Here is an 11,290-nt window from a genome sequence, read left to right on the forward strand (position 1 = left end):
TCAATTCCCCTCCTTTTTGCCGGATGTGACCGCCCAGTTTCGTGCCCCCACATGGGCCGTCCAAAGGGTCTGATACAGCGGGCAGCGGCCCAGCAATTCTTCCTGTGTGCCACAGTCTGCAACGCTCCCTTTCTCCAGCACCACGATCTGGTCCGCGTTCTGGATGGTGGAGAGCCGGTGGGCAATGACCAGCAGCGTTTTTCCCCTGGAAAGCGCCATAATGGAGCGTTGGATTTTGTCCTCATTCTCGGGATCAGTGAAGGCGGTCGCCTCGTCCAAAATCACAATGGGGGCGTCCTTCAAAATGGCGCGGGCGATGGCGATGCGCTGACGCTCCCCGCCGGAGAGCTGCTTGCCCGCGTCTCCGGCCGTCGTATCCCAGCCATGCTCCAGCCGGCCAATGAATTCTTCGCACTGGGCCGCCTGAGCAGCCGCCAGCACTTCCTCGTCCGAGGCCCCCGGACGCCCCAGCCGGATGTTCTCTTTCAGGGAACAGTCAAAGAGGAAGTTGTCCTGCGTGACGAAACTGATGGACTGGGAGAGCTGCTTCAGCGGGAGCTTGCGGATGTCCTGTCCGCCCAGGGTGATGGAGCCTCCCGTCACATCCCAAAACCGGGCGGTCAGCCGGGCGATGGTGGACTTGCCGCCGCCGGACGGCCCCACCAGGGCAGTGAATTTTCCCTGTGGGATGGTCAAGTTCAGATGGCGAAGCACCTCCTTGCCCTCTGTCCCGCCATAGGAAAAAGATACATCCCGCATCTGGATGCTGCTGCCTTCCAGATGGACATTCTGCTCCGCTTGCGCAAGCTGGGGCAAATTCAGCAGTTCACGGGTGTCCTTTACTGCAAACTGCATACTTTTCATGGAGTTGATGAAGGCGGTGGCGCTCATCAGGGGGGACACGATTCCCAGGGCCAGCATCAGGCAGAGCGTCACCTGGGCCGGGTCCAGTATCCCCGCCTGATAGAGCGCGACGCCCGCTGGCAGCGTCCCCAGCAGGGTGGTCGGCAGAATGGACAGGCACAGATTCATGGAAGCCCAGGTGCAGCGGAACCATCCCATAGTGAAATCCCGGAATGAGGCCACCGCCTGGGCGAATTTCTGATAGGACCGCTCCCCCTGGCTGAACGCTTTCACCACCTGAATGCCCTCTACATATTCCACGATCATGCTGTTCACATGGGCGTTGGCCTCCATGTAGGCGGCGTAATTCTTGTTATAGGTCCGCATCCCGAAGGTCATGGGGATGAGCGCCACCGGGATGGTCACCAGCAGGGCAAGGCCCATCCGCCAGTCGATGGCGAACATGGCGATGACCACGACCAGAGGCAGCAGAAGATTGGAACTGAGTTCCGGGATCATGTGAGCCAGAGGCGGCTCCACATCTTCAATACGATCCACGATGGTGCTTTTCATGGAGCCAATGGGCCGGCTTTCCACCTCGCCCAGCGGCGCCCCCATCAGCCGGTCCGCCACCTGAAGGCGCAGGCCCTCCAAAATCGTGTAGGCGGATACATGGGCCAGCATGGTGGACAGGGCATATCCCGCCACCTTGACGGCATAGCCGGCCAGACACACGCCGCACCAAAATACAATGCCCTCCCAGTCCGCCTGACGCTCCAGAAAGAGCCGGATGATCTGGTAAACGCCGAGATACGGTACGAAGCCCCCGGCCACACTGAGAATCGCCAGTACCACAGACCCGGCCATCTTCCCCCGGCAGGGTGCGGCGAAGGAGAGCAGGATACCGAGCCAAGTTCGTTCCTTCATGTGCAATACTCCTCTCAAAGAAAAATCGTTGTAGTTTGCTTGCGCTAACTACAACGATTATAAGAAATTCTTCTTCCTCTGTCCGCTCCGTCCTGCCGGTCTGGTCCCGTTTGGACGGAAAAATTTATTGGCTTTCCCGCCGGTACTCCAGAGGCGTCTTGCCCTTGACTTCCTTGAATGCGGCGGCAAATTTGCTGGAGCTGTCATAACCTACCCGTCCGGCGATCTCTGCCACTCCCATTTGAGACTCCTGCTGGAGCAGAAGCGCGGCCTGGTCCATGCGGAAATTACGCATATAGGTGTTGATGGGCTGCCCATAAATCGACTTGAAGCACTCCTTCAGCGCCGTAGCCGGGACAGAAAACCTTTCGGACAATTCCGCAATCGTATAGTGCCGCTCCAGATCCTCCGTCAACAGGCGATGGACGGCCTTCACTTTTTCCACCTGGGATTTATAGAAGTAAGGCTTTTCCGCATCCTTTGGCAGTTCCAGCGCGTCCAGATACAGGAGCAATTCCAGCACCTTGATACGGAAATAAGGGAGCTTGATCTGTTCCGGCACCGCGTAGAGCTCCTGAAAAATGTGATCAATGGAGGGCGCCCCATGGAGCACCTTGGGATGGCGGCTGGCGCAGAATTTATCCTGGAGCCGGGCCAGATCCACCGGAAATTCCCGTATCCACTCCTTCAGCGATTGGGCGGCCTGGGGGAGCGCAAAACCAACGGTGATCCCGTGATAATGGGCAAGGGGGAAGGTAAAATGGCCCTGGTGCTCCAGCCGCCGGTCCAGCTTCAGGTCGCCCGCCTCCACATAGGAGTACGCATCCGGGCCGGCAGGGTACTCCATGCGCCCCTGGCGGCAGTAATCAATGCACAGCAGATCCTCCGTTGTACGGAACGCGGAATCATAGCTCTCCATATGGAAATCGTTGTACATCAGGGATACGCCGGGGAACAGGTCGTATTGTGTCATGATCCCCTCTCCGGTACCGCTGTGAAACTGAAAGACCCGGCAGTTTCCACCCTCCACCAGCGGGACAGGGAATCCGTTGTCTGCCATTACTTGCTCCAGCATGAAATTTCTCCTTTTACAATCGCAACACCCGGTCACAGGCTCTCTGCATGAATTCCTGGTCATGGGTGACCACCAGAACAATCCGCCCATGCCTTGCCAGACTGCGGATCACCCCGGACACCTCCACCATGCGGGCATAGTCCAAACCGCTGGTAGGCTCGTCAAAAATCAGCACAGGCTTCTCCGACAGCAGCGCCGTAGCCACTGCCAGCCTCTGCTTCTGCCCCCCGGAGAGAGACATCGGATGCCGCTCCCGAAAGGACAGCAGGTGGAGGCTGTCCAGCACCTCCGAAATCTGATTGTCAGATGCCTCCGGCGCGGACATCCGGCACTCTCCCCACGCGCTGTCGGAGAACAGCTGATGGTTTACATCCTGCATGACGCAGAAAGCCGACCGCTGGCGGCCTTTTCGATCCAGAGGCTTTCCGTTCAGCAGAATTTGTCCCGCTTGTTCTTTCAGCAGCCCGCAAAGGCAGCGGGAAAGTGTGGTCTTGCCCACGCCGTTGGGTCCGGTGATTGCCACCACCTCGCCGGGGCGGGCGGAAAAAGACAGGTCCCGGAACACGGGAGCGCCTTTGCGGAAGCTGCAGGTCAAGCCCTCCACAGACAGCCCTTCTTCGCTGCCGGCCGATTCCACAGCGGGGAGCGTGCATATCGCCGGGGTCAGAGTACGCAGCCCCAGGGCTTCCCGCTCCGGGTCTGGCAGGCTGCGAAACTGCTCCCCGGTGAAGACGCGCTCCAGCACCCCGCTCCGAAGATAAAACGCCCGGTCGATGAGATCGGTGAGAAAGTACAGGCGATGCTCCGCCATCACGATTGTGCAGCCCTGCCGCTTTAAAGCGGCGATCTGGTCGTGAAGTCGGGCAATGGCCTCCCGATCCAGATTGGCTGTCGGCTCGTCCAGCACATAGATTTCAGGGTCCATGGCATAGACGGAGCCAAAGGCCAGAAGCTGCTTTTGCCCACCGGACAGAGAAAAGATGTTTTTCCCGCGCAGTTCCTGGAGGTGCAGTGTTTCCGCGACCTGCTCCACACGGCGGCGGATCTCTTCCGACGGACGGCCCTCATTTTCCAGCCCAAAGGCCAGTTCGCTGTCGGTGTCCAGATTAAAAAACTGGGACTTTGGATTTTGAAACACAGAGCCTACCCGCTGGGCCAGTTCATACATGGGGGTTTCCCGCGGCACAAGCCCGTTTACCATCACCCGCCCTTCCAGACGGCATCCGGGAGTAAAAGCCGGAATCAGGCCGTTGATCAGTTTCGTCACCGTGGTCTTTCCGCAGCCGGAGGCCCCGCACAGCAGGACGCACTCTCCGCGGGCAACAGTGGCGCTGACATGGGAAAGCGTTTCCTGTTTTTCTCCATAGCCAAAGGAAACCTGTTCCAAACCTATCACTGTCACTCCCCCTTATTGTACCACAAATGAGCCTATCAGCAAGGCCAGGACCAACAGCATCCCCGTCAGGTCTGCTGGCATTAGACGCAGGGACACGGCGCTGGTCTTCCGGGCCGGATTTTCGATTCCTCGGGTCACAGCCGCCGCGGAGAGCTCCTCCGCCGTCTCTGTAGCGGACACCATGAGGGGCATCACCGTACACTCCAAGCGGCTGAGTCCCCGGATATTCCGCAGCTTCATCGCGTCCCGGATGTGGCCGATCTCCTCCCGGATAGCGGGGAAGTACCGCAGCGTCACGGATATAGCCACGATCAGCTTCTGGGGAATATGTAACTGCCGCAGCCCTACGATCAGGTAGCGCAGAGGAGTGCATTTCAACATCAGCGATCCGGTCATCAGGCAGGGGAACATCCGGCGGGTATAGGTGGCAAAGATGGTAAAACTGGTGGCGATGATCATAGGCGACGCCGGCAGGATCACCTGTTGAAAGACCAGCAGGGCGCAATATCCAACAGCCCATTTGACTGCCATTGTAAATCTTCTGTGGACGATCATCAACGCCAGCAGCAGAGCAATCAGTGCCAGTTCCACCCACAGAGTATGGTCGCTGAACGCGATGATATTGGCGGCGATCAGAATCCACAGTCCAGCTCTCGGGTCAAAGATTGATTTCTTCCCGTTCCCCATCTTACACCAGGCCAGCCTTTTCAAAGTGCTTGCGGAACATGGCGCGGGCAAGGATGCCGCCAATGACCGCTCCAACAACAGGAGCCAGGAACAGAACGATCAGCATCCCATTGGAGGAAAGGGCCGCCAGAGTGTTCACATAGTCCGCTGGCATCCCCTGTTCTGTGATCTGCCGCAGGAAGTCTTCCCGCATCAGCCAGATCGGGAGCGGAGAGCCCACCATGCCCACAGAGAACAGCACAAAGGATACCAGGTTGCCGGCCATGCTCCGGTAGTGGGTGATGACACGGGTAATTTCAGCCAAGCCGCAGGCCAGAACGAAGGATACCAGGATTACAATGGTGAATTGCCCGGTGACATAGTAAATGAGGCCCGTGATGAGTCCCATCAGCAGGACGGAGCCCACCTTCTGCACCTTGGCGCACATCATGAGATATGGAATGCCGGTAAACAGAGCGATAAAGCCCGGCATCAAGATCCACAGCAGCGGGTGCAGCCCGCCCAGAAGCATAAAGGCAAAGTTGATGACAAAGTAAATGGCGGAGAAAATCCCCACGGTAATGACATCCTTGCCGCTCATCCCGCGGCCTTTGACTGGTTCAGACATAATGTTCTCTCCTTTTTGGTTAGATTATGCTAACTTCGTTCGTGAAAAATAGGACGCCATGCGCCCATCTCACATGATGTATTTTACCGAGGGCTTTCCTGCCTGTCTATTCCGTTTAGACGACTTTATTCCGTTTGGTTGGAATTATTGATGTTTTCCTATCCGCACAAATCGAAAACGGCCCTTGCTATAAAACAAAGACCGTTTTCTTGTTCCCTTACTTTTCAAAGCGATAACCATATCCGTGTACAGTTTGAATCGCATTGATATTTAATTTCTTCCGTATCTTGTAGATCCGGCTGGTGACGCTTTCGAGGCCGGAGGCAAAATCATCGGACATTGCATACTGGTAAAGCTGCTCCCGGGTAAAGGTCCAGCCAGGGTGTAAGGCCAGATAATATAAAATATTGAACTCCATCGTGGTCAATTCCACAACCTGTTCACTTACATAGACCTTGCGTTCATTGGGGTCAATACGCAAATTCCCGTATTGCAGTACCGCCATCCCGGTCACCAGCTTCACCTCCCGCGACTATTTCTTTTTGTCCATACTTTGCTTTAGATGCCGAAAGCTATTCTCGCTGATCACATGCTCCATGCGGCAGGCGTCCTGTTCCGCTGTCTTTGGATCGACGCCTGCCTCCGTCAACAAGCGGGTAAAGAAGCAGTGCTTCTCATAGGTCTGCTCGGCTACCTCCCGGCCCACATCGGTCAGGCGGAGAAAGAAGTCCTCGTCCATGGTGAGGAAACCGCCCTCTTTTAAGGTTGCTACTGCGTGGCATACACTGGGCTTAGACAACCCCATGTGCCGGGCCACATCCACGGAGCGCACCATTCCTTTTTCTTTTTGAAGTACCAATATGGCCTCCAGATAATCTTCGCCTGACGCGTACAGCTTCATCATGCGCCACCCCGGTTTCCGCCGACCTGCCAGCTGGAGGTCTCTCTTTGCAGTTCCACCATGCGGCGGAACATCCCGCCCCGCTCCATCAGCTGTTCCGGCGTGCCTTCTTCCGCCACATGACCATCTGCCAGCACCACCACATGATCGGCTCCCATCACCGTCCGCATCCGGTGCGCGATAACCAAAACCGTCTTATCCTTGAGCAGCGCGGAGAGCGCAGTCTGGAGGCTGGTTTCGTTTTCTACATCCAGAGAGGCGGTCGCCTCGTCCAACAGAACAATGGGGGCATTTTTCAACAGAGCGCGGGCAATAGAAATACGCTGGCGTTCACCCCCGGACAGAGTAGAGCCGTTTTCGCCCACTACCGTCTGGTATCCCTCCGGCAGACGCTGAACAAACTCATCGCACTGGGAGGCCCTGGCCGCGGCCATGACCTCCTCATCCGTGGCGTCCTTGCGGCCCAGACGGATATTTCCCATGATGGTATCGTTAAACAACACCACATCCTGGAACACAATGGCATAGTCCTTCAACAGTGTTTCCGGGTCCACCGTGGAGATGTCCACCCCGCCCATGGTGATGGTCCCTTTCTGAATATCCCAAAAGCGGGCGGCCAGCTTCGCCGTGGTGCTCTTGCCGCCTCCAGAGGGGCCGACCAGTGCGGTCACTTCGCCCTGCTTGGCGGTGAAGGTAACATCGGACAGCACATCCTCACCGTCCTGATACCGGAAGCCCACATGGTCAAAGCAAATATCGTGGCCTTTGACCTGATACTCCGCTGTACCCCCCTGCGCGGGCTCCTGTTCAATGGCCTTCATGCGGCGGAGCTGGAGCATTGCGTTGAAGATCTCACTGAGCTGCATCATCACACCGCTGAGTGGGTCATAAATGCGGGAAGCGGCCACCAGGAACATGAGGAAAAAGAACAGATTCAGTTCGCCCTGTGTCAACAGCAGGGTTCCCACCAGCACCGTGGCCGGAAATCCCAATCGAAGGAGCATCTGCGAGGAAGTAATCATCAGGCCGCTGGTCATTTCATAGCAGACGGAGGTATGTACGATCTTCTCCAGCTTTTTATCCAGCCCTGCCAAGTAGGTATCCTCCTGATTGTTGGCTTTCAAATCCCGGATGCTCTCCAGAAACTCCTGTATTCCATCGGCGGCGTCCAGCTTGGATTGGATCTTTTTCAGGTCCATGTGGTTTTGCAGGCGCTTGCTCCCCGCAAGGACAAGGATCGCTAGGACAAAGGGCGACAAAATTGCCAGCGCCATTCTCCAGTCCATGAAAAACAGGCACAGGCAGACGATCACGCAGCTGATGGCCGTTCCGAAAATTTGGGGAATCGTATAGGCAAAAACCCGTTCCAGGTCATTGCAGTCGCTCATCATGGTAGTGGTCAGGTCGGAAAGGTCCCGCTTGCCAAAGAAAGACAGCGGCAGGGTGCGTAATTTTTCGGCCAGGCCGATCCGCCGCTGGGCGCTTTCGGCATAAGCCGCAATGTAAGTACAGCGGTACTGGATGTAGTGGGTCAGGAAAATAATTACCAACAGCACCAGACACATTCCCGTATAGGCGCCCAGCGAGGGGGCGGCCGCTTCCATTCCCAAAAGCGGCTGGAGTAGCTGCATCACCAGCATTAAAAGCAGTCCCATGGGCAGCATCAGACTGAGTGAGGTGAAGACCGAGGCGATGATTCCTTTTTTCATATCCTTTGCGCCCTGTTCGGTCAGGGCAAAGAGTTTACGAAGCATGGTGTCCCTCCTTTCCAATATTCCAGGCAACCGAGGTCTGATAATCTCTCCACATGGAGGCGTAGATCCCGTTCCGCGCCATCAGCGAATCATGGGTGCCCCGCTCCGCTGCGGTGCCCTGTTCCAACACCAAAATCTCGTCGGCATTCTGAATGGTGGGAAGCCGGTGGGCAATCATCAGGACGGTTTTTCCTTGGGTCAGGCGCTCAAATGCCATCTGAATTTTATGCTCGTTCTCGGGATCAGCGAAAGCGGTCGCCTCGTCCAGCAGAACGATGGGGGCATCCTTGAGGATGGCCCGTGCAAGAGCGATGCGCTGCTGTTCCCCACCGGAGAGATAGACGCCCTTGGTCCCCAGCACCGTGTCCACGCCCTTTGGCAGCTTTTCCAAAATATCGTCGCACTGGGCAGACCGGAGCGCCTCCACCACCTGTTCTCTGGTCGCATCCGGCCGGGAGGCGCGGACATTTTCAAGAATGCTGGCCTTCAGCAGCTGACTGTCCTGAAACACAAAGGCGATGCGATTCATCAGCTCCTGCTTGGGGATTTGAGAAACCGGAACGCCTCCAATGCAGACCGCCCCCTCCTGCACATCCCAAAACCGGGGAATCAGAGTGGCGGCGGTGGTTTTTCCGCTGCCCGAAGCACCTACCAAAGCCACAGTTTTCCCCTCCGGGACTTGGAACGACAGGTGAAAGAGCGCGGGCGCTTTGGTGCCCGGATAGGTAAAGGTCACATCCCGGAACTCCACATCATTCCGATCCGGTATCCGTGTAAGCGCGTCCTCCACCACGGAAGCCTCTGCCAACAGGGAGTCAACCCGCCGCACCGCTTCCTGCGCCATCATCCGGTATGTGCCGGAAAACAGGATTTTATTGAGGATGCCGGCACTTCCGGAAGTAAACAGGATGTAAAAAATCAAATCCAGCAGGAACTCGCTGTACTGTTCCGGGCCAATCAGGAGGATACCTGCCGGAATCAGCACAGCAAAGGAGGCGTTGATGATGACATTAAAGGCCACCATCGGCCCCTGGCAGGAGAGCGCGTATTCCGTTACATTGTCCTTGTAGTACATGATAGCGGCGTAAAAGCTCTTAAAGGAGTAGATCGTCTGCTGGAACACCTTGACCACCGGGATACCGCGTACATACTCCACCGCCTCATTGTTCATCTGTTCCGAAGCGTCCTGGTATTTCCGCATATAGGACATGGATTTCTCGCTGGTCATCAGCATCTGTACCATAAACCCCGCAATCAGCAGAAGAATGGACAAGCCGCCTAATCTCCAATCAAAGAACAGGAGCATGACCAGCATCGTCACAGCGGTCACGGCTGATCCGGTCATATCCGGAAGCTGGTGCGCCAGGAAGTTTTCCGTCTGCGCCGTGTTCTCATGGATAATTTTCCGCAGTTTGCCGCTGCTGTTCTGGGAGAAAAAGCCCAACGGGAGCGAAGCCAGATGGTGCAGGATCTGGGACTGCATATTTTTGGCCGTGTGGAACGCACCCAGATGGGAAAACAGAAGAGCCAGTGAATAGAGAAGGAAGCCTCCTACGGCCAGACCCAGAGCGGCCCAGCCATAAAGGGTCATCGCCTTCACATCCACCGTGCTCAAATCCGGCAGGGCTGCCAACACATCCCGCAGGACCAGCCAAATGCACAAAAAGGGACACAGCATAAGCACAGAGCTGAGTCCGGATAATATGCAGGCCACTACCGTCATCCAGCGATAACGCCCTCCAAACTCCAAAAGTCTGGAGATCCCTGCTTTTTTCTTCTGGGTCATCACACCATCTCCTTATCCATTAAAAGTTTGCACTAACTAACCAAATGATACTGTCCACCTGTAAAAAGCGCAATCGCTTCTGCCCAAGTCTGGAACATTCCGAAACAGATTTGGCCGATTGCAAAAAAAGCACGCCGCAATCGCGGCGTGCTTCCAGACGGTATTCTGTTTTACTGACTCCAGAATTGGCGGCGGAACTCATTGGGCGTGATGCCCGTTTTCTGATGGAACGCGGCGGAGAAGCTGCTTTGCCGCTCATACCCAACCAGGGCCGCAATCTCGCTGATTTTCTTTTCCCGGTCAGCCAGCAGTTCTTTTGCCCGGTCGATCCGGCAGGCCAGGATAAACTCATAAATCGTGGTGCCGTAAAGCATACGGAACAGATAGGTCAGTTTCGACTTGCTCATATAGCACATCTGGGCCAGACGCTGGAGATCCACTTGGGCGGAGTAATTCTGAAGCAGGAAATGCTTGAGGCTTTGCAGCGCCTCCTGATCCTTTGCGGATATACAGGCGGCAGCCGGGGTAGATAGGGTCAGGTCGTTCCACTCCAGAAGGGCGGCGAGCAGGTCGAACACCTTTGCCTCATAGCGCAGGCCCGCGGTCCCTGCCTGCGGCAGATAGGCCGCCATCTGGTGGAGAAGGCCCTCCACCTCGGGGAGCGACACCGTTCCATCCAGCGCACAAGCCGCTTTCCGCACCTGCGTGGCATCCTGCCCCATCAGCGCGGGGAGCTGCTGTTCATAGAACTCCGGCATCAGGCCAATCCCAATACTTCGGACTGGAGTGTTTTTGGGGATTGTATGTCCAAAGGTCCCCTCCTCCAAAAAGTAGCCCACCAGATTTTCCGGGTTGGTGCAGGGCTTTGTCAGCGCAGGCTCCGCGCTGCCTGGAGAACTGACCGCAACCGTCAGCGCAGCGGGGTGGTGGTAGCGAAAGGACATATCTTGGTGGAACACCACATCGTAAATAGTCAATGAGCAGACAGCGTTGATGGGATAGGTCCACAGATAGCCCTCTCCAACCTCTGGCTCCGGGACAAAGGTGAAGCCCACCCCGTTTTTTTCCTCCTGTCCCTTCTTAGCTAGCTTCAACCCCAACTGGGGCAGATGGGAGAGACATAATTGCTCAAATCCTGTACGCACCGGTGTCACCTCCTTTTTGCAATCGGCCAAATGTTTTTCGCAATCGGCCAAACGAACGGGTAATCCCTTGTTTTCATGGATGAAGGCATTATAATTTTGTTGGATGGTTAGCGCCATCTAACTGATAATAGCACACAAACAAGGAAAAAGCAAGGGAGGGCAATATGCG

At 56.2% G+C, this 11,290-nt stretch carries 10 protein-coding genes; all 10 read right to left on the reverse strand.

What is annotated here, in order from left to right; genetic code table 11:
* Positions 1-1,770, reverse strand: a complete 1,770-nt coding sequence (locus ABUA09_RS03060) for an ABC transporter ATP-binding protein (protein WP_044940915.1) — start codon at positions 1,768-1,770, stop codon at positions 1-3.
* 124 nt (positions 1,771-1,894) lie between these two features.
* Positions 1,895-2,845 carry a helix-turn-helix domain-containing protein gene (locus tag ABUA09_RS03065; RefSeq protein WP_044940914.1) on the reverse strand — a complete coding sequence of 317 codons (951 nt, stop codon included), beginning with the start codon at positions 2,843-2,845 and terminating at the stop codon, positions 1,895-1,897.
* Between the two features lie 13 nt (positions 2,846-2,858).
* Positions 2,859-4,241 carry an ABC transporter ATP-binding protein gene (locus ABUA09_RS03070; protein WP_044940911.1) on the reverse strand — a complete coding sequence of 461 codons (1,383 nt, stop codon included), beginning with the start codon at positions 4,239-4,241 and terminating at the stop codon, positions 2,859-2,861.
* A 12-nt stretch (positions 4,242-4,253) separates the two neighbouring features.
* Positions 4,254-4,928, reverse strand: coding sequence for an energy-coupling factor transporter transmembrane component T (locus ABUA09_RS03075; protein ID WP_044940909.1), 675 nt, complete (start codon positions 4,926-4,928; stop codon positions 4,254-4,256).
* Between the two features lies 1 nt (position 4,929).
* Positions 4,930-5,535, reverse strand: a complete 606-nt coding sequence (locus ABUA09_RS03080) for an MptD family putative ECF transporter S component (protein WP_044940906.1) — start codon at positions 5,533-5,535, stop codon at positions 4,930-4,932.
* 217 nt (positions 5,536-5,752) lie between these two features.
* A complete protein-coding gene (locus ABUA09_RS03085) occupies positions 5,753-6,040 on the reverse strand; it encodes a winged helix-turn-helix domain-containing protein (RefSeq protein ID WP_044941604.1) in 288 nt (95 codons plus the stop codon).
* Between the two features lie 27 nt (positions 6,041-6,067).
* The gene (locus ABUA09_RS03090) at positions 6,068-6,436 is read right to left on the reverse strand and encodes a metal-dependent transcriptional regulator (RefSeq protein ID WP_044941603.1); all 369 of its coding nucleotides are present in this window, start codon (positions 6,434-6,436) and stop codon (positions 6,068-6,070) included.
* Positions 6,436-8,190 (reverse strand): ABC transporter ATP-binding protein, encoded by a 1,755-nt coding sequence (locus tag ABUA09_RS03095; protein ID WP_044940904.1) that lies wholly within the window; start codon positions 8,188-8,190, stop codon positions 6,436-6,438. The genes ABUA09_RS03090 and ABUA09_RS03095 overlap by 1 nt, the downstream gene beginning before the upstream one ends.
* Entirely contained in the window at positions 8,180-9,976 is a 1,797-nt protein-coding gene (locus ABUA09_RS03100) for an ABC transporter ATP-binding protein (protein WP_044940902.1), read from the reverse strand. Before ABUA09_RS03100 ends, ABUA09_RS03095 begins: the two co-directional genes overlap by 11 nt.
* 170 nt (positions 9,977-10,146) lie before the next feature.
* A complete protein-coding gene (locus tag ABUA09_RS03105) occupies positions 10,147-11,121 on the reverse strand; it encodes a helix-turn-helix domain-containing protein (RefSeq protein WP_157838656.1) in 975 nt (324 codons plus the stop codon).
* Positions 11,122-11,290 lie beyond the last annotated feature (169 nt).

This window comes from Intestinimonas sp. RTP31139st1_F5_RTP31139_211217, from assembly GCF_040226735.1.
Classification (GTDB): Bacteria; Bacillota; Clostridia; order Oscillospirales; family Oscillospiraceae; genus Intestinimonas; species Intestinimonas butyriciproducens.

Bases quoted from the DNA above. Each gene is read 5' to 3' on its own strand.
- ABUA09_RS03060 (WP_044940915.1), bottom strand. From the start codon at position 1,770: ATGAAGGAACGAACTTGGCTCGGTATCCTGCTCTCCTTCGCCGCACCC.
- ABUA09_RS03065 (WP_044940914.1), bottom strand. From the start codon at position 2,845: ATGCTGGAGCAAGTAATGGCAGACAACGGATTCCCTGTCCCGCTGGTG.
- ABUA09_RS03075 (WP_044940909.1), bottom strand. From the start codon at position 4,928: ATGGGGAACGGGAAGAAATCAATCTTTGACCCGAGAGCTGGACTGTGG.
- ABUA09_RS03080 (WP_044940906.1), bottom strand. From the start codon at position 5,535: ATGTCTGAACCAGTCAAAGGCCGCGGGATGAGCGGCAAGGATGTCATT.
- ABUA09_RS03085 (WP_044941604.1), bottom strand. From the start codon at position 6,040: ATGGCGGTACTGCAATACGGGAATTTGCGTATTGACCCCAATGAACGC.
- ABUA09_RS03090 (WP_044941603.1), bottom strand. From the start codon at position 6,436: ATGAAGCTGTACGCGTCAGGCGAAGATTATCTGGAGGCCATATTGGTA.
- ABUA09_RS03095 (WP_044940904.1), bottom strand. From the start codon at position 8,190: ATGCTTCGTAAACTCTTTGCCCTGACCGAACAGGGCGCAAAGGATATG.
- ABUA09_RS03100 (WP_044940902.1), bottom strand. From the start codon at position 9,976: ATGACCCAGAAGAAAAAAGCAGGGATCTCCAGACTTTTGGAGTTTGGA.